The 22,623-nt window shown below is 63.2% G+C and carries 17 protein-coding genes and 1 pseudogene; 1 reads left to right on the top strand and 17 read right to left on the bottom strand.

Translation table 11 applies throughout. From position 1 onward, the window contains the following. Positions 1–78 precede the first annotated feature (78 nt). From Uis1B_RS09050 to Uis1B_RS08970, 17 genes and pseudogenes are all read right to left on the bottom strand, one after another. On the bottom strand, positions 79–591 hold the full coding sequence (locus tag Uis1B_RS09050) for a helix-turn-helix domain-containing protein (RefSeq protein ID WP_101616300.1): 513 nt from the start codon (positions 589–591) through the stop codon (positions 79–81). Between the two features lie 291 nt (positions 592–882). Continuing rightward, on the bottom strand, positions 883–2,472 hold the full coding sequence (locus Uis1B_RS09045; protein ID WP_101617597.1) for an NAD(P)/FAD-dependent oxidoreductase: 1,590 nt from the start codon (positions 2,470–2,472) through the stop codon (positions 883–885). A 185-nt stretch (positions 2,473–2,657) separates the two neighbouring features. Next, entirely contained in the window at positions 2,658–2,972 is a 315-nt protein-coding gene (locus Uis1B_RS09040; RefSeq protein ID WP_100512859.1) for a DUF2469 domain-containing protein, read from the bottom strand. Then, the gene (locus Uis1B_RS09035) at positions 2,969–3,994 is read right to left on the bottom strand and encodes a GNAT family N-acetyltransferase (protein ID WP_101617595.1); all 1,026 of its coding nucleotides are present in this window, start codon (positions 3,992–3,994) and stop codon (positions 2,969–2,971) included. The genes Uis1B_RS09040 and Uis1B_RS09035 overlap by 4 nt, the downstream gene beginning before the upstream one ends. A 710-nt stretch (positions 3,995–4,704) precedes the next feature. Continuing rightward, the gene (gene gatB / locus Uis1B_RS09030) at positions 4,705–6,204 is read right to left on the bottom strand and encodes an Asp-tRNA(Asn)/Glu-tRNA(Gln) amidotransferase subunit GatB (protein WP_101617592.1); all 1,500 of its coding nucleotides are present in this window, start codon (positions 6,202–6,204) and stop codon (positions 4,705–4,707) included. A gap of 40 nt (positions 6,205–6,244) precedes the next feature. Then, positions 6,245–7,780: an Asp-tRNA(Asn)/Glu-tRNA(Gln) amidotransferase subunit GatA gene (gene gatA, locus Uis1B_RS09025; protein ID WP_101617590.1), complete on the bottom strand. Its 1,536-nt coding sequence runs from the start codon at positions 7,778–7,780 to the stop codon at positions 6,245–6,247. A gap of 19 nt (positions 7,781–7,799) precedes the next feature. Next, positions 7,800–8,090 carry an Asp-tRNA(Asn)/Glu-tRNA(Gln) amidotransferase subunit GatC gene (gene gatC, locus Uis1B_RS09020; RefSeq protein ID WP_101617589.1) on the bottom strand — a complete coding sequence of 97 codons (291 nt, stop codon included), beginning with the start codon at positions 8,088–8,090 and terminating at the stop codon, positions 7,800–7,802. A gap of 170 nt (positions 8,091–8,260) precedes the next feature. Continuing rightward, positions 8,261–9,436, bottom strand: coding sequence for an ABC transporter permease (locus tag Uis1B_RS09015; RefSeq protein WP_101617586.1), 1,176 nt, complete (start codon positions 9,434–9,436; stop codon positions 8,261–8,263). Then, positions 9,433–10,491, bottom strand: a complete 1,059-nt coding sequence (locus Uis1B_RS09010; RefSeq protein WP_101617584.1) for an ATP-binding cassette domain-containing protein — start codon at positions 10,489–10,491, stop codon at positions 9,433–9,435. Before Uis1B_RS09010 ends, Uis1B_RS09015 begins: the two co-directional genes overlap by 4 nt. Positions 10,492–10,663: 172 nt before the next feature. Next, positions 10,664–11,020, bottom strand: coding sequence for a TrmH family RNA methyltransferase (locus Uis1B_RS12570; protein WP_423734884.1), 357 nt, complete (start codon positions 11,018–11,020; stop codon positions 10,664–10,666). Between the two features lie 59 nt (positions 11,021–11,079). Next, a pseudogene (locus Uis1B_RS12565) lies at positions 11,080–11,524 on the bottom strand (RNA methyltransferase); the annotation flags it as partial. Between the two features lie 351 nt (positions 11,525–11,875). Continuing rightward, on the bottom strand, positions 11,876–13,444 hold the full coding sequence (locus tag Uis1B_RS09000; RefSeq protein WP_101617582.1) for a CAP domain-containing protein: 1,569 nt from the start codon (positions 13,442–13,444) through the stop codon (positions 11,876–11,878). A 121-nt stretch (positions 13,445–13,565) separates the two neighbouring features. Continuing rightward, positions 13,566–14,273, bottom strand: coding sequence for a type I phosphoribosyltransferase (locus Uis1B_RS08995; RefSeq protein WP_101617580.1), 708 nt, complete (start codon positions 14,271–14,273; stop codon positions 13,566–13,568). A gap of 322 nt (positions 14,274–14,595) precedes the next feature. Then, positions 14,596–14,862: an HTH domain-containing protein gene (locus Uis1B_RS08990; protein WP_101617578.1), complete on the bottom strand. Its 267-nt coding sequence runs from the start codon at positions 14,860–14,862 to the stop codon at positions 14,596–14,598. Positions 14,863–15,256: 394 nt separating this feature from the next. Continuing rightward, positions 15,257–16,606 carry a DNA recombination protein RmuC gene (locus tag Uis1B_RS08985; protein ID WP_101617576.1) on the bottom strand — a complete coding sequence of 450 codons (1,350 nt, stop codon included), beginning with the start codon at positions 16,604–16,606 and terminating at the stop codon, positions 15,257–15,259. A gap of 557 nt (positions 16,607–17,163) precedes the next feature. Next, positions 17,164–19,413 (bottom strand): Ig-like domain-containing protein, encoded by a 2,250-nt coding sequence (locus Uis1B_RS12385; RefSeq protein ID WP_133124906.1) that lies wholly within the window; start codon positions 19,411–19,413, stop codon positions 17,164–17,166. A 246-nt stretch (positions 19,414–19,659) separates the two neighbouring features. Further along, the gene (locus Uis1B_RS08970; RefSeq protein ID WP_133124905.1) at positions 19,660–21,720 is read right to left on the bottom strand and encodes a SpaA isopeptide-forming pilin-related protein; all 2,061 of its coding nucleotides are present in this window, start codon (positions 21,718–21,720) and stop codon (positions 19,660–19,662) included. Positions 21,721–22,141: 421 nt separating this feature from the next. Between Uis1B_RS08970 and Uis1B_RS08965 the strand changes: the two genes are divergently transcribed. After that, positions 22,142–22,623 (top strand): helix-turn-helix domain-containing protein (locus Uis1B_RS08965; protein ID WP_101617569.1); only part of this gene is annotated, 482 nt, incomplete at its 3' end.

Below are 22,623 nucleotides of genomic sequence, written 5' to 3'. Positions count from 1 at the left end.
AGTACGTGCTCCTCGCCAGTCCGGCCGCCCTCAGCAGGTGGACGAGCCGGTATCCGAGCCCCGCCAGCGTCGAGACGATCACCGATTTCTCCCGGTTGGTGACTTCGACGCCAGCAGGGCGCGGGCTTTTTCCAGGTACGCGACCCTCGCCCTCAGGTACGCGTTCTCCTCCTCGAGGAGCTGCTCCCTCGTGGGAGCCGGTTTCGGTTTGGGCTTGGCGCCCCTGGGCCGGCCCTTCGGCTTCGGCCGCAGCGCGTCCGGGCCTCCCGCACGGTACTCGCGGCACCAGTTCTCGAGCGTCGTGATGCTCGCGATCCCGTACCGGGCCATGACCTCGGCCTTGGTCAGGCCGTGCTCCACGCGGTCGCGCGCCGCCGCGAGCTTCGTCCCGTAGTCGTATTTCCTGTTGCCGCGTTCTCCCATGAGCGCCGCCTCCCCGCCGATCCGGTACAACAACACCCATTTTTCCGCGGTCGACCGCGGCATGCAAACCCGTCCGGCCAGGGCCCTCGCCCCGATGCCCTGACGGATCAGGGCCAAGGCCGTCTTCCTGAACTCGTCGCCGTAATGGCGTCTGCGATCCCCGCACATGAGAAACCGCACCTCCGATCATCGAATCTGAATTACTCCAGTCCAACAATCGGGGTGCAGTTCAAACCGGCGCGCCCGAACCACCTCATCCGGCCGGCACAGCCGGCCACCTTCACCGCAAGAACGGACGGCCTACGGCCGCGTCTTTTCCGCTCGCCTGTCAGCGAGCCCTCGCCTGAAAACGCCTCCGGCATTTTCTTCACGGCTCGGCCTCAAAGGGGAAGGCTAAATGTCACCCGGCTCGGCTCGGCCTCCAAAGGGAAGGCAGAAGACGCTCCGTTATGTACTGTTCTACTTCTCTTCGTGGTAGGACTTTTCAGTATTCACCGACCACACGTTCTTCTTGCTGGTCCTGCCGGTTTTGATGTTCTTGACGGCTTCGATGGCGGTGGCCATGGAGTGGTCCTGGTTGTTGTAGCGGTGCTGGCCGTTGCGGCCGACGCAGTAGAGGTTGCCGAAGTGGTCGAGCCATTCGGTGAGCTCGTCGATCTGGTTCCAGGTGTCGAAGTAGGCGGGGTAGGCTTTGGGGACGCGTTCGCGATGGGAGTCGAGAACGTCCTGGGGGCCGTTGATGACGCGCATGCGGGTGAGTTCCTTGATGGCGAAGTCACGGGCTTCATCGTCGGTCATGTTCCAGAAGGAGTCGCCTTCCTCGCAGAAATACTCCAGACCGATCCACACGGTGTCGTCGACGTCCTGAACGAGGTAGGGGCTCCAGTTGTTGAAGACCTGGATGCGGCCGACCTTGTAGCCGGGGTCCTGAACGTAGATCCAGCAGTCGGGGACGATGGGGGGATTGCCGAGGGTGGGGATGTCGGTGGTGTTGCGGATGCGCAGGCGCTTGCACAGGAGGCCGACGGTGACAAAGTCCCGGTAGGGCAGACCGGTGGCGATGGCGGTCATGTCGTCGGGTGCGGGCTGGGAGGAGGCGTCGACGGCGGTGACGAGGTCCTTGATGGGCATGGAGGAGATGAACTCGTCGGCCTCAAGGGTGGTTTCATTGCCGTCGGAGTCACGGTAGGTGACGGAGGCGATATGGCCGCCGGCCTGATCGATGCGGACGACCTTGGCGTCGGTGAGCACGGTGACGCCGGCTTCGACGCAGTTATGCTCGACGGTTTCCCACAGCTGGCCGGGGCCGAGCTTGGGGTACCAGAATTCCTCGATGAGGGAGGTTTCGACGTTCTTGGAGTCGCGCTTCTTGGGGGCGAGCTTGGCGAAGGCGTTCTTGAGCACGCCGAGGATGCTCAGGCCCTTGACGCGCTGGGCACCCCAGTCGGCGGAGATTTCGGAGGGGTGACGGCCCCAGAGCTTTTCGGTGTAGCCTTCGAAGAACATGGAGTAGAGCTTGCGACCGAACCGGTTGATATAGAAGTTCTCCAGATTGGTTTCGGGGAGCTTGTGCACCATGGATTTGAGGTACGAGAAGCCCGCAACCATGGTGAGCTTGAAGCCCATGGCCTTGAGGGTGTTGGGGGTGAGCGAGATCGGATAGTCGAAGAAGCGGTGGTTCCAGAAGATGCGGGAGACGCGGTGGCGCTTGAGCATCACATGATCGGTCTGTTCGGGATCGGGGCCGCCGGGTTCGAGGTCGTGGTGGCGTCCGAGCTTCTTGTCGTCGTAGGAGGGGGCACCCTGCAGCGGCAGGGTCTGCTTCCACCAGTCCATGATCCGGTCGTCCTTGGAGAAGAACCGGTGTCCGCCGATGTCCATGCGGTTGCCGTGGTATTTCACGGTGCGAGAGATGCCGCCGAATTCGCGGCTGGCCTCCAGCAAGGTCACGTCATACTGTTCGGAGCCGCCGTTCTTCACGAGCTCCCACGCTGCGGTAAGGCCGGCAGGGCCGCCGCCAATGATTACTACTGCCTTCTTATCAGCCACGTCGATCTCCTATCAAAACTAAGCGTGACTACTCTATTACACTCCGCAGGGCCGAACTGTACAAATCCGATGTGCGCACAGTTTCTTTGCTCTGCGGTCGCTTTCCCTTCATACGAAATTCGGCCCCGTCCCGAAAGGGATGGAGCCGAAAATGCCGTGCCTATGCTCTACCGAGTCCACGATGCCTACGCGATGTCCTCCGGTATATCGAGATCGGTTTTCTGCACTTCCTCCACGTTGACGTCCTTGAACGTCACGATGCGCACGTTGCGGACGAATCGGCTGGGACGGTAGACGTCCCACACCCATGCGTCGGTCAGCTGAACGTCGAAGTACACGTCCTGGCCGGCGGATCTCACGTTGAAATCCACTTTGTTGGCCAGGTAGAACCGTCGTTCGGTCTCCACCACGTAGGTGAAAAGCTTGATGACGTCACGATATTCTCGATATAGAGCCAGCTCCGCGTCAGTCTCGTAATTGTCGAGATCCTCAGCGCTCATCGGCCCTCCCTCTTGCGTCCATTGCCGAGGTTGCGCCACCACGCCCGCTTGGAGCGTTCCGCGCCTTCCTCGTCACGATTTGAATACGGCCAGGAAACCTGTTCCTGACTCTTGTTTCCATCACCGGAATTCGACTCGGCGTTGTCGCCGCCTTTCCCGGCAAGCATTTCCTCCAGTTCGCCGTCAAGCTCACTGCTGCTCATCGACTTATTGTCCCCGCGCCGGTTGACTTCCAGCGCCAGCGAATGCTCTAGGGCGGCGAGGGCTTCGCGCACACCGGGATTGTCTTCGATCAGGTGCATGCCGAAGGCGTCGAGCGAACGGATCGGATCGTACTCATCAACCAGAGTGCCCATCACCACCTGATCCTGATACCGGTGGTTGGCATCGTCCCACAGCGCGTGCCGGGAGACGCCCTCCTTGGTGAAGCCGAGCGACTGGTACACGGAAAGCGACCGGGTGTTCTTCTCCGGAACGCCCACCCAGATGCGGTGCAGACCGAGACCGGCCGGTTCGGGCGCGAATCCGTAGGTCATGACTCGGGGCATGGCATCTCGCGAATAGCCGCGGCCGCGATACCGCTTACCGAGGATCACCTGAATACGCGCGGATTTCGCCCAGCTGTCGATGTCGATCAGGAAGATCATGCCGATGACCTTGGAACGGTCTTCGAGATCATCGTCGTCCGGATCGGAATCGGCGAGCACGGACCATGCGATCGTACGTCGGGATTCCGGATCGCCCACGCCGGATTCCTCGGGGCTCAGTCCTTGGGACCATGCGACGGAACGGCCCACCCAGGTGTGGACCAGCGCCTTTTCCGCCTGCGCGTCCTTGCCGGTGATGCCGGATGCGTTGTAATAGGCCTGCAGGTCGTCCATCAGCGCATAATCGTCCATCGTCGCGGGACGCAGATGCACCATCTCGCCATTGATCTCGGGAATGTTGAGACTGCTTGGAAGCGTGCGGGAGACCGGGTTCTGCGTGGTGTCCTCCTCGGCGTTGACGTTTGCTGCTGACATATTCGACTTTCTAGGCTCGCTGGTGTAGTGCTGCCGTCTTCCATGACGGATTCCCCGCATATAGGATACACGGGGAATCCCGGTCGCCACAGAGGACAAGCCGAAATTTTAAGGCACTTTTAAGGTTTTCGCCGTGAAGCGGACGGCGGAGCCGTTCGTAGGCTGAGTCCGTTACAGGAAACGCCAGAGGCGTTTCTAGGACTCAGGCGAGCCGACAGGCGAGCTTAAAATGTCAGCCGACAGGCGAGCCGTACAGCAACGGCGCACAGACGACCAGCCACTCGCCAGCCCACACCAAGGCCTCGCCGTGAAGCGGACGGCGGAGCCGTCGCCCGGGTCACCTCATCCGGCCGGCAAGCCGGCCACCTTCCCCTCAAAGGGGAAGGCAAGGAGTGAACCCGGCCATGCCGACCGGCTGAAGGCTTCCCCTTGAGGGGAAGCTGGCGGCCGCAAGGCCGACTGATGAGGTGAACGACAATCAACGAACAGTAACCGGCAATCAACAGCCGGCGCCCGAGACACCTCATCCGGCCGGCGAGGCCGGCCACCTTCCCCTCAAAGGGGAAGGCCTACGGCCGCGGCTTTTCCGCTCGCTTGTCAGCGAGCCCTCGCCTAAAAAACGCCTCCGGCATTTTCTTCACGGCTCGGCCTAAGGGGAAGGCAAGGAGTGCGGCCGCAAGGCCGACTGATGAGGTGATCGACGACCGGCCTCAGCCCTTGATCTTGCTCCTGACGATGTTGGTGACGGCCTTGGCGTCGGCCTGGCCGCGCGTCGCCTTCATCACGGCGCCGATGATCACGCCCATCGGCTTCATGTTGCCGCTCTTGAGCTTCTCGAACACGTCGGGGTTGGCGGCGAGAGCATCGTCAACGGCCTTCTCGATGGCGCCGGTGTCTTCGACCACCTGATAGCCGTGCTTCTTGACGACCTCGGCCGGGGTGCCTTCACCGGCGAGCACGCCGGCGACGGTCTGCTTGGCGAGCTTGTCGTTGAGCTTTCCGGAGGCGATGAGCTTCTCCACTTCGGCCACGTCGGCCGGGGTGATCGGCAGCTCCTCGAGGCTGACCTCCTTGGCGTTGGCGGCGCGGGAGATCTCGCCCAGCCACCACTTGCGGGCGCCGGCGGCCTTGGCTCCGGCCTTCACCGTCTCCTCGATGAGGTCGAGGGCGTCGGCGTTGATGATGTCGCGCATCTGCAGGTCGGTCAGGTTCCATTCCTTCTGCAGGCGGTTGCGGCGTTCGCGCGGCATCTCCGGCATCTGGGCCTTCATCTCCTCGATGTGCTCCTTGGTGATGTGCAGCATCACCAGATCGGGATCGGGGAAATAACGGTAGTCGTCGGCGTCGGTCTTCACTCGGCCGCCGGCGGTGGTCTGCGTGGACTCGTCCCAGTGGCGGGTCTCCTGCAGGATCTCCTTGCCTTCGTCGAGGCGGGCGGCCTGACGGCGGATCTCGTACGTGATGGTCTTCTCGATGCCGCGGAACGAGTTCACGTTCTTGGTTTCGGAACGGGTGCCGTACGGGTCGTCGGGGCTGGGGCGCAGCGAGACGTTGACGTCGGCGCGCATGTTGCCCTGCTCCATGCGGGCGTGGCTGATGTTCAGCGCGCGCACGATGTCGCGCAGGGTGCGCATGTAGGCTCCGGCGATTTCGGCGGCGCGGGCGCCCACGCCTTCGATCGGCTTGGTCACGATCTCGATCAGCGGCACGCCGGCACGGTTGTAGTCGACCAGCGAATGGTCGGCGCCTTCGATACGGCCGTCTGCACCGCCGATGTGGGTGTTCTTGCCGGCGTCATCCTCGATGTGGGCGCGTTCGATCGGCACACGGAAGATCGTGCCGTCGTCGAGCTCGACGTCGAGGTAGCCGTTGCCGTTGGTCGGCTTGTCGTACTGGGAGATCTGGTAGTCGCGCGGCATATCCGGGTAGAAGTAGTTCTTGCGGGCGAACTGACTCCACTCGTTGATCTCGCAGTGCAGGGCGAGACCCAGCTTGATCGCGTAGTCCACGGCAGCCTTGTTGACCACCGGCAGGCTGCCCGGCAGGCCGAGGCTCACGGGGGTGAGCTGGGTGTTCGGCTCGCCGCCGAACTCGACATGCGCGGGGCAGAACAGCTTGGTGTTCGTGCTGAGCTCAACGTGGGTTTCGAGGCCGATGACGGGGTCGTACTTCTTGACGGCATCGGCGAATTTCATGAGTTTATCTGCCATTGTCTGCTCCTAATCCGTGTGCTTCCGTATGCGATGCCGTTCAGGCCTCGTCGAGCCACGGGGTCTTGAGGTCGTTCCACACCGGGCCGCCCCACTTGCCTTCCAGAGCGGCTTCGAGGGCCGCGGCGGGCTTGTACATCTTCTCGTCCTGCATCTGCGGGGCGAAGAACTGGAAGCCGACAGGCAGGCCGTCCTCGGAAAGCCCGGCGGGGATGCTCATGGCCGGCACACCGCCCATGTTGGCGGGGATGGTGGCCACGTCGCCGAGGTACATGGTCAGCGGGTCGGCGGTCTTCTCGCCGAACTTGAACGCGGTGGTCGGGGCCGTCGGGGAGACGAGCACGTCCACCTGCTCGAAGGCCTTCCTGAAGTCCTCGATGATCAGCGTGCGCACCTTCTGGGCGCTGCCGTACCAGGCGTCGTAGTAGCCGGCGGAAAGCGCGTAGGTGCCGAGGATGATGCGGCGCTTGACCTCGTCGCCGAAGCCGGCCTCACGGGTGTAGGCCATCATGTTGGCGGCGGTCTGCGGCACGTCGGCCGGCGGCATCACGCGCAGGCCGTAGCGCATGCCGTCGTAGCGGGCCAGGTTGGAGCTGACCTCGGACGGCATGATGATGTAGTACGCGCCGAGCGCGGCCGGGAAGTGCGGGCAGGAGATTTCCACGACCTCGGCGCCCATGTCCTTGAGCGTGGCCACGGCCTCGTTGAAGCGGGCCTCGACGTCGGGCTGGAATCCTTCGCCGCCAAGCTCCTTGATCAGACCAACCTTCACGCCCTTGAGATCCATCTTCAGGCCTTCGCGGGCGGCGGCCACCACCGGCGGCACCTCGCGCGGAATGGAGGTGGAGTCGCGGCGGTCGTGGCCGCCGATCACCTCGTGCAGCAGCGCGGCGTCGAGCACGGTGCGGGAGACCGGGCCGATCTGGTCGAGCGAGGAGGCCATGGCGATGGCGCCGAAACGGCTCACGCCGCCGTAGGTGGGCTTCACGCCGACGGTGCCGGTGAAGGCGCCGGGCTGACGGATGGAGCCGCCGGTGTCGGTGCCAAGGGCGATCGGGGCTTCGAACGCGCCGACCGCGGAGGCCGAACCGCCGCCGGAGCCGCCGGGCACATGCTCGGTGTTCCACGGGTTCTTGGTGGTCTTGAACGCGGAGTGCTCGGTGGAGGAGCCCTGCGCGAATTCGTCGAGGTTGGTCTTGCCGAGGATCGGCATGCCGGCGGCCTTGATCTTCTCGATCACGGTGGCGTCGTACGGCGGCACCCAGCCTTCGAGGATCTTCGAGGCGGCGGTGGTTTCGATGCCCTTGGTGACGATCATGTCCTTGATGGCGATCGGCACGCCGGCCAGTTCGGGCAGGCCTTCGGTCTCGCCCTTGGCGTTCCTGGCGTCGAAGGCGTCGGCTTCGGCGAGCGCGGAGTCGGCGGCCACCTTGAGGAAGGCGTCGATGGTCGGCTCGGCCTTTTCGATGACGGCCAGATGCGCTTCGGTCAGTTCGCGGCTGGAGACTTCCTTGCTGCGGATCTTCGCGGCCATGTCGGCGGCGGAGAGCTTCACCAGTTCGTTTGCGTCAGTCATGATGGTGCGAATCCCCCTTTTATTCCTGGATGCGCGGAGCGACGAACATGCCGGCTTCGGTCTTCGGGCCGCCGGCGAGCGCCTCGGCCTGGGTGAGCGGCGTTTCGGCCACGTCCGGGCGCAGGTAGGCTTCCAGCGGGACCGGGTTCGCAGTGGGCTCGACGTCGTCGCCGGCGACCTTCTGCACTTCGTTGATGGAATCTGCGATGACGTTCAGTTCGCCCTGCAGTCGGGTGATCTCTTCGTCGGTCAGGGCGATTCGGGCCAAATCGCCCAAATGCTCGATCTGTTCACGTGTGAATGTAGGCATAGTGCCCACTATAAAGCGCAAGTGTGACGAGGGCCGGAAACGATTACCGAAGCGATTACGGAAGCGATTATTTGGTCAAACCGTTCACGAAGACCGTGAAATCGGCCTGCTGATGAATGGTTTGACCAAATACCGGTTTTGAACCGGTTGCTTATGAGCGATTCGACCAATCAGCGGATGTCGGTGCGGCGGAAGACGAGCGTGCCGATGACGTCGGCCGCCAGCCACCAGACGATGAGGATGAGCAGGCTCTGCCACCAGTTCGGCGTCCAGCCCACGGCCGGCGCGACGAGATCGGATGTGTCGACGCCGCCTTGGAGGAAGTTCGACAGTGCGGCCGATGGCAGCAGGTCGGACAGCACGCTCAGCCACTGGTGTTCCGTGGAGATGACGATGAGGCCGAGTGCGGTGGGCGCGATGGTGATCAGGCCGATCAGCGTAAGAACGCCGCCTACGGTGGAGCGGATGATCGCGCCGATGCCGAGCGCCATGCGGGTGATGAGCATCAGTGCGAGCGGGCCGCCGAGCATGATGATCCAGGGCAGATGCCGCTGCCCGTCCGCAAGCGGGGTGATCCGCCAGTGCCATTGCCCGGCCATGATCGTCACGACCACCCATGAGATCAGCAGGCCGAGCACCGAGACCGCGAAGACGAAGGCTCCCGCGGTCCAGGATTTCGCGGCGAGCAGCCGGACGCGATCGGGATTGGCGGTGAGGGTGGATTGAATCGATTTGGTCGCGTATTCCGAGGTGATCGTCATGACGCCGAACAGGCCGACGATCAGTGAGACCGTGCCGACGAAACCGCCGATGCACGCCCAGAGATCGGCGGCGGGAACCACCGGTACGGGATCTGGATCGGGGTTCTGAGACGAGTTCTGGATGGAGGCCATCAGGTTTCGGGCCCATGCGGCGATAGCCGCGCCGGCCGGGATGAGAGCCATCGTCAGTCCCAGCAGCCAGTAGGTCGATCGCAGTCCGAGCAGTTTCACGGCTTCGGAGAGCACCGTGCCCCATAGGCTCACCCGACCGTTGGGCACCGATGGCAGCAGGGAATCGCATTGCCGGCGACGGCGAGGCGGATTGGTCGGCGATGATCGACCGACCGGAATCGTCTGCATCCGATCAATATGGGTATTCGGCTCGTTCCGGCCGGCCGAATCGTCCCGGCCATGCGAATTGTTCCGGCCATACGGCTCGTTCCGGCCACGCGGATCGTTCGCGTGATCGACGTCGTTTCGACGCGAACGTATTGCCGGCCGATCGGATGATCCGCCTGCGAAACCGCCGGGCGCCGCATGCCGCCGCCGGCGTTTCGGCCCGTTGCCACGATTCGTCTCGCTCATCTGGCCTTTCCTCTCCCCCGTCCTGCGGCGGCCGCACCGCCGGCGGCATTCGCGGAACCGGTGTCCTCGGCGGAACCTGCCACGCCTGCGGAGTCAATGACGTCCGCGGCACCTGATCCGCTCGGCTTCTGCGTGCGGTATTCGCCGGCACCGCGGGTCAGTTCCATGTAGGCGTCCTCCAGCGATCCGCGTTCCTGCACCAGTTCGTAAACCACCAGCTGATGACGGGCGATGATCCCGGCGATCGCCTCCACGGGCGCGCCGGTGATCCATACCGCCCGACTGCGTTCCGGATCACCCTCCTTGCGTTCGACGTCGGCGACGGTGATGCCGGCCGCCGCGGAGAACGCCTGCCGCAGCCGATCGGGATCGGGGGTGACCACACGCACACCGTGACGGGAATGCTCGCCGACGAACCGTTCCACCGTGGTCTGGGCGAGGATTCTCCCCCTGCCGATGATCACCAGATCGTCGGCGGTGAGCGCCACCTCGCTCATCAGATGCGAGCTGAGCAGCACCGTGCGCCCCTGCGACGCATAGTAGCGGCACAGATCGCGCACCCATTTCACGCCTTCCGGGTCCAGTCCGTTGATCGGCTCGTCAAGCACCAGATTATGAGGATCGCCCAGTAGGGCCGCCGCGATGGAAAGACGCTGGCTCATGCCGAGCGAGAACGTGCCGGCCCGGCGCTTGGACACCTTGCCGATGCCGGTGATGGCCAGCACCTCGTCCACGCGGGATTTCGGGATGCCGTTGGTCAGTGCCAGCGCGCGCAGATAGGTTTCGGCCTTCATGCCCTTGTGCGCGGAACGGGCGTCAAGCACGGCCCCCACCGAGCGCATGGGGGAACTGACTCGGGAGAATGGTCGGCCGTCGATGAGCGTGCGGCCGGAATCGGGGTGGATGAGATTCAGCAGAATTTTTATGGTGGTTGATTTGCCGGCGCCGTTGGGGCCGAGGAACCCGGTGACGCGACCGTTGCGCGCCGCGAAGGAGACGCCGTCAAGCACCCTTCTTCCCGTGAAGGTTTTGACGAGCTTCTCTACTTCGATCATGTTTCGACCGTAGCAGATGAACGGGAGGAAGCCCAGTCGTTCCCGCGTATGATTTTCGGGGGCGAGGGGCGAGGGTTGCGGGATGTGCGGCGTGCGCTGACTCTGTTCGGCTCTATGCGGCTCTATGCGGCTCTATGCGGCTCTATGCGGCTCTATGCGGCTCTATGCGGCTCTATGCGGCGTGCTGGGCGATCCAGGCGTGCATCGACACCGCGGCCGCCGCGCCGGCGTTGATCGAACGCACCGAACCGAACTGGGAGATGAACACCACGTCGTCGGCCAGTTCCAGCGCCTTCTCGCTCAGCCCCGGGCCTTCCGCGCCGAACAGCATCAGGCAGCGTTTCGGGAACCGGTAGGTTTCGATCGGCACCGCGCCGGGAACGATGTCCATGGCGATGATGCGGGCGGAGCGAGCCTCGTCGATGTTCTCCTGCAATTCGGCATACCGGGATTCCAGCAGCAGACGACGATGGGCAAGCAGACCGCGGGCGGTCTCCTCCGCCGAAAGGAACCGGTGCAGCTCCTGCATGATGTGCATCTGCTCGGCCTGCATGCGGGAAATGCAGGCGGCCAGTTCGCCGCGCCAATCGTGGATCAGCTCCTCGATGGTGGGATGATGCTCGATGCGCTGATACAGTTCGGTCATCAGCGCGCCCTTACGGTTCCACTTGTGAGGCCCGACGATATGCACCTTCGCGGCGGCGAAGGCGTTGGCCGTGCGCACCATCGAACCGATGTTGAAATCGTGGGTCCAGTTTTCGATCGCCACTTCGAATGAGTGGCGGCCCGCCCGATCAAGATCGTCCTTGATGGCGGAGACCTTCCAGTAGCGATAGTTATCGAGGACGTTGCGACGATCACCCTCGTCGAGCAGAACGGTATCGAACCGGGGATCGTAGTTGGCGGGATCCCCCATATCGTCGGGTCGCGGCGTATTCGGATGCGTTTGGCTCCATGGGCCTACGCCCACTTCACGGAATACGGGCTCATCGGACTGCATCGCAGCCATGGTAATCGGATTAGGCTCCCTCACCAAACGACCTCCTTGTGCGTATGCCGATACCGCTGACAACGCATGTCATCGTAGACGATGGGCTTGGTGATGGGGTTAAGGAAACACAAAACATCACAACTTGTTTCCTATTTGTTATGCGGAATTTCCCCCGCTCCCGCAGGCGGGAGCTGTCGGCAAAGCCGACTGAGGGTGGACGAACAGCGCCTCGCCCGGCCCCTGCACTGCGCGACCGACGAGGGAGGGGTGGACGAACAGCGCCTCGCCCGACCCCTGCACTGCGCGACCGACGAGGGAGGGGTGGACGAACAGCGCCTCGCCCGACCTCCCCCAGTCAGCTGCCGCTGACAGCCCCCTCCAGAGGGGGCCTGATCACAAGCCTCGCCAGGCGACGCCTTCGCCGCGCCAGCCGGCGCGCTGGACGGCCACGTACTCGCCGCCGCTGGTGGTGTAGACGTGCTCACCGGAATTACGGTTGTACAGGCGGTAGACGTTCGTGCCGGCATCAGGCATCACGTACCATGCGACGCCTTCATCCTTCCAGCCGAGCCGCACCAGCATGTTGTGCTCCTTGGAGTTCATCGTCCAGTTGTGCGTGCCGTTGCGGCGATTGTATTCGCGGTACACCGGCCAGGACCCGGCGGGATGATTCGCCGCCACGCGGAACGACGTTCCCTCGTCACGCCAGCCGAGCCGTACCAGCATGTTCTTCTCGGCCGCGCTGGTGGTGTAGTGGTGCAGACCGGAATTGCGGTTGTACACGCGGTACACGTTCGACACGGACATCACCTTCACCGGGAACACATACGCCTTGCCATTGCCGTTCGTCTTCATATACAGATCGGTCGAGCCATTGGCATTGGCCACGATGTTGCCGGCCGCGTTCGTCGAGATCACGGAGGAATCGGCGGACGACCAGCTGCCGCGCAGCACATACCGTCCGCTGCCGTACCTGAGCTTCACCTGACCGTTGATCTTCGCGCCCTTCGCCACGGAACCGGGAATGTTGGAGGTCGTGCCCTGATTGATCAACGCATCGCTGACGGCCACCGGGAAAGCATACGTGCCCTTGAGATTCGTCGGCTTGGTGTCTTCGCCTCCCAGGGAGCCGCCCGCCTCACCGGCGTAGACGCTGCCGTAGAAGCTGCTGCTGCCGCCGGCAAAGCCGTAGGCTTCGTAGGCGGGCTGGATCAGGACCTCATAGTGACCGGTCTGGCCGTGCGACTGGCCGTTGAGCATCTTGATGTAATCGCCTTTTTCGGAGGCCCACAGGTCGATCGCGCCGGCGACGCTCGAAGAGCCCCATGCCAGAATCTCACCGTACGCACCGTTGCCGTTCACCGTGGCGGAGAAGCAGCTCTCCCCGTTGAGGCGTACATGGCCGTAGCTGTAATCGTATGCTTCGATCGCCCGCTGAATGGCCACACGCTCCAAGGTGTTCGACCATTTCGGGGAAAGGTACTCCTCCTGTGAGATACCGGATTTGGCGAGATAGTCCGCAATGGTGAGACCGTCGATCCTGATGCGCTTGTCGTTCAGGGCGTCGCGACGCCACCTCACCACGCGGGCGATGGCCTGCTGATACACCTTCGGCTGATCGACGGTGTCGGTGGCGTAGACCACGGTGCCGCCGCCGAGCGCGACTCCGGTCACCGAGGAGTCGCCGGCCGCCGCGGAGGCGCCTCCCGACCGGGCGCCGGCCTTCGCCTTGGTCTTGTCCTGTGTGGCGGGCTTCGAGTCGACTTTGGCGCCGGATGCCGGGACCGTCCGGGAAGTGGTTCCATCGGATGCCGTGGCGGCAGCGGAGATTCCGGCCGCACCGGCAGCGGCGGCACCATCATCCGCAAAGGCCGCTGTCATGCCCAACGTACCCGCCAAGCTTACGGAAACAATGACGGCGAGGGCTTTGCCCCAGACCGTCGAACCTGCTGCATTCCTCATTGCTCCTCTTTTCCTATGCGTCCCGTATACGATTATTACCGTATACCGCCCTGTATATATACGGGGGTGTACGCTCGGATTGTTCGACGGGCGTACGACGGCGATCGCCGCGGCATGGGGATCAGCGCAGTTCGGATTCCCGGAACGCTTCGATGAACGGCAGGTCGACGCTTTCGTCGGTTACCGGATTGGTGACGCGAACCGTGGGATGGATCATGTCCACGCCACCGATCAGTGCGGCCACGGCGAGGATTTCGGCTCCTTCGTTCCGCACGATGCCGAAGTCGAGACTGAGCTCGTTGCCGTTGCGTAGCGTAACCAGCGAACTGGTCTGCACGTAGGATTTTTCGGAAAGCCAGGAGTCGAGCAGAATCACACGCTTGCCTTTGATGGATGGTCCTTTGACGGACGGGTAGACGAAGTCCATCACGAACGCATCGAGATCCTGACCGCGGGAGGCGGCCGCATGCACCATCGCGCACGCCATGGGCACGGCGGCGGCGGTCAGCGCCCCCACGGCGTCGAAGGCGTCGAGATCGTATCCCTGTTCGTCAAGCGTGTCCAGCAGCGTGTGGCCTATCCAACCGGCTCCCTGATGATCGTAAGAGACTTCGGCGAGTTCGCTGAACGGACGATCGGCGATCGACTGTTTCAGCATGGCGCGAAGCTGCTCTTTGGGGTCGAAGAACCCGCCGTTGGGAGCGAAACCGTCGTCGGTGGCGGTCTGCGATGCGGGTCGGGGGCGTGCGGCACCGGCATCGGTACGGAGGTCTGCCGGTCCAGTGGCACGGAATCCTGTGGACTTGGGTGTTGCGCTTTCGTTCGTCATAGTCTCAACCCTACCTGCGCATAGGGTCAAGGCGAGTACAGGAATGCCGGTGGCGCACCGCTGCATTGCGCCCACCGGCGTTTCCGTTGATTGCTATCGATCAGAAGCGATCAGTATGAGAACGATATGAAAATCAGTCAATGCGATCAGCGTCGAGAGGTGTTTCGATCGCTGCCGCTTCCCTATGGTCTCGGGCCTCGTGGTCTCGGTCGGTCAGGCTCCTTCAGTGCGCCCGTTCGACCGTTTCAAGATTGACGATCAATGCCTTATCGCATCAATCATTTCAATCGCATCGGCAATATCCGCGTCAGCGGTATTCCCATCAGTGTTGTTCGCCTTCCTTATTCTGCGATTCCTCCCAGGCACGCCAACGAGCGAAGGCACGCTCGACGCGCTTGTAGCCGATCAGCTTGGGATCAAGGCCGGCCCATCGGAACAGTTCGGACGGAGATTCGCCCTGATGATAGACGCGCAGGCAATAGTCGCGGAAACCGTCGGTGTAATAGATCCTGTCTTTCGACACCTTGGCCACTGCAGGGAGCTGATCGAGATATTCACGCTCCTCTTCAGTGAACTTGCCATCCTTCATTGCGGACCTTTCATGCGTTAGTAAGGTGGGAATGATGAGCTGAGAGCAAGGCCGTCAAGACGACCGATCGCGCGAAAACCACGCATCAGACGCCTTTCATAACGGGGGGTATGTCATACCCACCCGATACCGTGAGACCACATGCGGTAGCAACGTCTCTTAAGCTTTCATTTTTTGCCTGTTGCGAATTGTAACATTTTTAAATAAGAACGTAGTGCAAGTGATGGCAATACGCTTCCCACACACCCCTTTCACTGCTTCCAGAAGCAGAATGGGGGGGGGTGATGACTTTTACAGTTCTTGCGCCATATATGGGATTATGTCGTTGCAAGTGGGGATGTTAGGGGCCTTGGATCTTCGTTCACCCAACGCTGATACCCCACGACACGGTATCTTAGCGATCTTTCGCATCCTCATCGGAGGAAAGCTCGGGAGCCGTGAGCTCACGCACGTTCACCACCCCGGAATCCAGTTGATCAACGGGGGGTATATCCGTGGATTGGTCGAGTTCGCGGAGTTTTCGTGCCGTGGGAAGAACACGGGATTCCAATGAGCCGGCGAATTTGTTGTATGCAGCCACCGTACGGGTGATCGCACGACCGAGCGCACTGGCATGCTCCCCCACTTTGGCCATGCGATCATACAGTTCTCTGCTCAGAGCGAACAGCTGTTTGGCATCGTCGGTCAGGGTCTGCTGCTGCCACGCGTAGGCCACGGATTTCAATACCGCCCACAGCGTGACCGGCGAGGTGAGTGCGACCTTACGCGCGAAGGAATCGTCCAGCAGAGCGGGGTCGCTTTCCAGCGCGGCCTGCAGCAGGGCCTCGTTGGGAATGAAGGCGATCACGAAATCGGGGGCCGTTTCGAACGACTGCCAGTAGGCCCGGTCGGAAAGCGCCCGAACGTGTTCGCGCAGCGCCTTGGCGTGCGCCTTGAGCAGCTGCTGCTTGCGTGCGTATTCCTCTTCGGGGGCGGTGTCGGGAATCTCACAGGCCCGCTGATAGTCGGCGTACGGCGCCTTGGCGTCGATCGGAATGGTCTTGCCGCCCGGCAGGTAGACGATCATGTCCGGGCGCTGGACGTTCCCCTCGGCGTCGGTCACCACCACCTGCACATCGAAGTCCACATGCTCCAGCAGTCCGGCCGATTCCACGATGTTGCGCAGCTGGGCTTCGCCCCAAGCACCTCGCACCTTGTTGTTGCGCAGCGCCGCCGCCAGCGAGCTCGTCTCCCTGCCGAGCCGAACCTGCTGGTCGCCCAGCCCTTTGAGCTGCGCCCCGAGCGCGCCCATCTCCTGCTTGCGCCCCTCTTCGATCTCGGCGACCTTGCGCTGCAGCGCGTCGAGGTTCTTCTGCACGGGCGCGAGCGCGCTGAGCACCTTGCTCTGCTCCTCCAGCGTCTTCTTCTGTTCATCCTGTTTCCGCCGCTCACGGGCCACCGTCTGCTCACGCTCATGCTGGATGCGCAGTTGCTCGGCCTGCTGGGATTGCGCGAGCTGCGACTTCACGTAGGCGAGCTGGTCGGCCAGCCCCTCGGCCTGCGCCCGATACTCGGCGGACCGCTGATTCGCCTCACCCAGCCGAGCATTGGTCTGAGCGAGCAGCGCCCGCGCCTCCTCGGCCTCGTGGTTGCGCATGTCACGCGCACCTTCGTTCGCCCGTGCTCGCCCCAGCACCATGCCGACGGCAAGGCCCAGCGCCAGGCCTACGATCAGCGCCACGATCACAGCAATACTCTCGAACATACGTTCGATTCAATCATATACGCAGGACGTGGCCCAGCGACAGGAATCCGATCAGGACGACGGTTTCTGCATCATTCATCTGCTTTCTGCATCATATGCGAATATGATGATGCAGAAAGACTGTATTCAATGCAGCACATGATGCAGAAAAACCGTATCCCGATGCTCGTACTATGCATGTTCGCGTTCAATTTCACCTGCATCCATCCGTTCAACGACGGCGAAATCATCAAGATCGGGGCAGCCACCTCATCCGTCCGACTGCGTCGGCCACCTTCCCCTCAAGGGGAAGGCAGGAGCGGACGGCCTACGGCCGCGTCATAAAGCTCGCCTGGCTTCGCTTCCCCAAGGGCTGAGTCCATTAAGGAAACGCCAGAGGCGTTTCTAGGACTCAGGCTCGCCGACAGGCGAGCTCATAAGATGCGGCCGCAGGCCGTCCACTCTTGCGGTTGAAGCCGTCAGCCGGCAGACTGACTGATGAGAGGCAAAAACGGAAACGTGGCGGCCGGAAAACCGACCGCCACGTTACTCGGATGCAGTACTGGCTTAGACGCGGACTACCGCAGACGCAGACGGTTCGCGGCGTTGGTCAGCGCGGTCAGGGCCTGATTCACCTGAATCTGCGTGGCGTTGCCATCATCCAGCACGGCCTGGGCCTTGGTCCGGGCGGCGGCGAATCCGCGCCAGGAGCCGACCGTGTACTTGGGCTTCGACGCCGCGTCGGGCGTGGCGTCCACCTTGGCCTGCAGCGCCGTCTTGTCGACGGTGGTGCTCGGCGGCGGCGTGACCGGGTCGCTCACGGTGATGTCCAACTTGCCGGAAACCGTCGGGACGGCCTTCGACGTGGCGGTGATCGTCGCCGTGCCTGCCTTCTTGGCGGTCACTAAGCCGTTCTGATCGACGGTCGCCACGTCCTCGTTGGAGGATTGCCACGTCACGGTGGTGTCGGCCGCGTCAGCCGGCTCCACCGTGGCGGTCAGCTGCGAGGTCTTGCCGGTTTCGATCTTGGCGTCGCCGGTCACCGTCACGGCGTTCACCGGTGCGGCGGCCGGCTTGACGACGAGCGTGTATTCGGCGGTGTCGTCGGGCTTGTTCCGGTTGGCGGCCTTGAGCGTGAACTTGAAGGTTCCGGCTTCGGTCGGACGTCCCTTGATGTGGATGTACATCCTGTCGTCGGTGCCGTTCGGAGTGCCGTTGGCGGCGCGGTCGGTGGGGTCGAGCGTCACGCCGGCCGGCAGTTTGCCGTCGGCGAGCGTCACGGTGATGGGGTTGCCCTGATTGGACTGGCCGGCCACGCGGATGGTCTGGTCGTAGTCGCTGTACTGGGTCGCTTCGCCCACGGTGCGCACGGTGAAGTACGGGGCGGGGTTTTCGGCGTCGCGGCTCATGCCGTTGAACATGGCCACGGACCGGTTCATGTGGGTCTCGTAGTCGGCGGCATTGAGTCCGTTCCATTCGGTGGCGTAGTTGTTGCCGTAGGGCCACATGTGCACGCCGCCGCAGCTGAGCGTCTCGCCGGTGCCGAAGCTTTTGAGCGCGGCGGTGCCGTTGGGGCCCTTCCAGACGCCGCCGACGCAGTAGTTGCCGTAGTTGTAGTATCCGGAGCCGAACAGGTGGCCGATCTCATGCAGCGCAGTGCCTTCGACCATGAATCCTCGGCCTGCGCCCCAGCCGATGCGTCCCGTGGTGCCCGGACCCCAGCCGGCGTATCCGTGCCCGCCCATGGCATAGTCGGGGTTGGTCTGTGCGGTGGGGATGCCGGGGTTGTAGTACGCGGTGAAGTAGTGTGGGTCGGCGGCCTGATCGGGGTGCTCGTTGCTCCATGTGTTCCAGCGATCCACGGCCGCGTCGGCGGCGTTCACGATACGCCAGTAGGCGTCGGCCTGATCGTTGGTAGGCGTCTTGTTGTATTCGAGGCCGTAGGCGAGATACACCTTGGGCAGGTCGTACTGGTCGGCGACCGTCAGCCATGAAACGCGTCCGAGTCCGCCGACCGCGTATTCCACGGTGGCGTCCCTGTCGAGTGTGAAGTCGAGTTTTGCGGCGGTGGCGTTCGCGTTGGCGCCCACGTTGGTGGAGTTCGTCGCCAGCTGGGTGCCGTCGACGGAGACGGTCTGCGTGACTGCGCCGGTGTTGCCCCACCAGCCTTTGAATCCGGCGTTGAGCGAGTATTTGCCGGCCTTCAGCGGCAGACGGTAGACGACGGGACCGTACAGGCCGGTGTCGTATTTGTCGTCGGCGTTGGTGCCGCCTTTCACCTTCACCGCGTCGGAGGCCACGTAGCCCCAGGTGTTCGCGTCGGCGGAGACCTGGTCGGTTTTGTCGTTGAGCAGATCGGGGTTCGCGACTTTGACCGTCTTGAATTCGTCGGTTTCCGCGCCGTTGGTTCCGGAGTCGATGAAGTATCGCACGTTGGCCGGCAGCACTTCGACCGGGATGGAGACGACGGTCTTGGCGCCGGTGTCGTCGGTCGTGTATCCGCTGGCGGTTACGGTGGAGAACGGCGTCTTGTACTGGTTGCGACTCCATGCGATGGCGCTCCATGTCACCTTTTTGCCGCCGAGTTCGCAGGGCAGCTGGGGTGAGGTGTGGTAGGCGGTGGTGACCATCGTGGGGTCGGTGTCGAATGTCTTGCAGACTGCCGGATTGTTCGGGGCCTGTCCGGCGTAGGCGGCTTCGGCACCCGCGGTCATGGCGACGGCGCCGACGGTGGAAAGCATGAACACCGAGACGAGTGAGGCGATGCCACGTTTGGCCAGCAACCGGCTATGCCAACGTCCGTCAGCAGCGGCTGAGCGTTTCATCATGGCAGTTCCTTTCGAATATGCAATAGGGAATTTGGCTTTGCAGGGTTTGTTTGGAGATGGTGACGTTGTGATAAAAGCGGGCATGAAAAAGGCGGGTTCACCACATTTGAGACGGTGAACCCGCCTGGATTTCAGTACCGTATCGGGACACGCGGCGTTGCCGTCATCCCTGTCCGTCCGATTCCAACCCCGCCTTTCCGATGAGGGAAAGGCGGGAAGACGGCTGGATCCATCGTGTTCAGGCGATCACGCGTGAAGCGCGCGACGGGTGCGACGGGACTGCATGTACACCGCAGTGCCGGCGCCGGCCAGCAGCAGGGCAATCACACCGAACAGGGCGATGCCCGCGGCACCGGTCTTCGGCAGCTCGGTGATGCTGCGCACGTTCTTCACGGCGTAGTCGGGAACTTCGGCGGTGCCGTCACCCGAAGAGGGAGCGAGCCCCCACACGTCGATGCCCTTGAAGGCGACGGCCTTGCCGCCCTTGATGGTGACGTTGAACTTCACGTAGACGGCGTCGCCAAGGTAGCCCTGCGGGGCCTTGGTCTCGGTGACGGTGTACACGCCGTCGGCCAGACCAGAGAACGTCACGATGCCGTTCTTTCCGGTAACCACGCGGGAATCGGACTCATTGATACCGTCGCCGGTCCACGGATCCTCGACGTGGTTGAGCTCCTCGTCGGAGACAGAACCGTCCGGCTTATTAGGAACCACATTGCCATCCTGGTCGAAGCTCGTCTTGTCGTACTTCTTCACCAGATCGGCGTTCGTGCGGTCGGGCTCGGCCGGGGTCACGGCCTTGTTATCGGTGGTGTCGTCGTCCGCCTCGATGGCGAACGTGGCGCCGTTGATGCTGGCGTCGGCGTTGCCCTGCGCGTCGGTCTTGGTGAACTGGAAGCCGCCGAGCGTCAGCTTGGTGCCGTGCTGGGCGACGGCGTTGTTGTCGTTCACCTCGACGGTGTTGGGGACGTCGCCCTGCACGCCGGTGATCTTGGCGGCGTAGGTGACGACCACGGTCTTGCCCCACAGCGGGGTCTTGTTGTAGTCAGTGGACTGGATGAGCTTGCTGAAGTTCAGCTTGAAGTTGGCGGCCTTGTTCTCCGCCCCGACGATCTCCTTGCCGTTGTTGGCGGCGGAGGTGGTGAGGTCGAAGTCGGTGCCTTCGGTGAGGGTCTTGACGACCTTGTCGCCGTCGTACACCTTCACGTCGTACTTGCCTGCGTCGGCCGCGCCGCCTTCCGCGTTGGCGTCGGCAAAGCCATCGAGGTTCACGGTCTGGCCCTTGCCCGGGTAATCGGTGAGGTCGAAGACGTACTTGCTGGCGTCATAGCCGGTGGTGAGCGGCAGCGTGGTCTTCAGCGTGTAGCGCACGGTCTGGCCGGTGAAGACGGTCTTGTCGGCGTCGTCCACGGTCTTGTTGACCGGGGTCACGTGGTTCTTGAACGCCACCGTGGTGTCGGCGAGCGGGTACAGGTAGTTGACGCCGCCGTCGGCGGTCAGGTCACCGGAGGCGAGGATGATCGGTGCGGAGTTCACGACGACCTTGCCGGACGTGGCGGCGTCGTTCTCGGTGCCGTCCTGGATGTGGTTCGGCGTGGTGTTCGCGGCGTCGGCCTTGGTCACGTCGAGGAACAGGTAGATGCCGGCCGGCAGGGATGCGCTGGCGGACTTGCCGTCCTGGGCGATGGTCAAATTGTTCTTGGCGACGCTCAGCTCGGTGGGCGTTCCCAGCTTGGTAAGGTTGTCGGCGGTGTTCAGCGCGTCGGCGAACTTACGGGTGGTGCTGTCGGTGGCGGGGTTGGAGCCGTCGGTCTTCGTCCACGGCTTGGTGGCGGACTGGTCGAGGTAGCCGTACTGCAGGGCCCAGGCCAGCAGGTCGGTGGTATCGGTCGGGACGGCGCCCTTGTGGGGGTCGTCGGCGTTGGCCGTGACGCCGGTCAGCGCGGTGGTCAGTCCGGCCTTCACGCCTTCCTTGGCGTCGTCGGCGGTCTGCACGCCGAACACGGCGCCCTTCGGGTCGTCGGTAGTACCAGCACCGCTGTCGACATACTGGTAGTAGTCGGCCAGCTTGTACGCCTTGATCACACGGTTGTTGTTCGTGCCCCACTGGTCGGCGTCGTCGGCGGTGAACTTGAACGTGGCGTTCGCGGTCACCTTGCCCTGGTCATCGACCTGATCGGCGGCCAGCGGCGTGAACGGCAGGGCACGCCCCGCATCGGCCGCATTCGCGGTGGTGGCGCCTAGGGCGAGGCCGCTGAGCAACGTTGCGGCTGCGGCGATGCCGGCGAACAGTTTTCTCATTCTCATGAGAATCCTTCTTTCCTTGTTTCCTTGACTGGTTTTTGCTACGCGGAAGCCGGGCAGGTTTTCGGCCCGGCCCCGCGATCCGCAAGTGTTGTGTGATGTTCAGTTATGTGGTGAGGGATTTGCTTGGCCGTCCAACAATTGGGGCGCAGTTCACATTGCCTGTCACCTCATCAGTCAGCTCACGCTGACAGCTTCCCCTCAAGGGGAAGCCGAGGCACCGTCAGCTCTTACCTTCTCCTTTCCCTTAGCCGTCCGACCGCCGTTCAGGGGAAGCCAAGACACCGTCAGCTCTTGCCTTCTCCTTTGAGGAGAAGGTGGCCGGCGAAGCCGGTCGGATGAGGTGACAGAAGACAAAGCTGAACTGCACCCCGATTGTTGGACTGGAGTAATTCAGATTCGATGATCGGAGGTGCGGTTTCTCATGTGCGGGGATCGCAGACGCCATTACGGCGACGAGTTCAGGAAGACGGCCTTGGCCCTGATCCGTCAGGGCATCGGGGCGAGGGCCCTGGCCGGACGGGTTTGCATGCCGCGGTCGACCGCGGAAAAATGGGTGTTGTTGTACCGGATCGGCGGGGAGGCGGCGCTCATGGGAGAACGCGGCAACAGGAAATACGACTACGGGACGAAGCTCGCGGCGGCGCGCGACCGCGTGGAGCACGGCCTGACCAAGGCCGAGGTCATGGCCCGGTACGGGATCGCGAGCATCACGACGCTCGAGAACTGGTGCCGCGAGTACCGTGCGGGAGGCCCGGACGCGCTGCGGCCGAAGCCGAAGGGCCGGCCCAGGGGCGCCAAGCCCAAACCGAAACCGGCTCCCACGAGGGAGCAGCTCCTCGAGGAGGAGAACGCGTACCTGAGGGCGAGGGTCGCGTACCTGGAAAAAGCCCGCGCCCTGCTGGC

It is taken from the genome of Bifidobacterium margollesii (assembly GCF_002860355.1).
In the GTDB taxonomy this organism is placed as follows: Bacteria; Actinomycetota; Actinomycetes; order Actinomycetales; family Bifidobacteriaceae; genus Galliscardovia; species Galliscardovia margollesii.
This window is presented reverse-complemented; position numbering and strand designations above follow the sequence as displayed.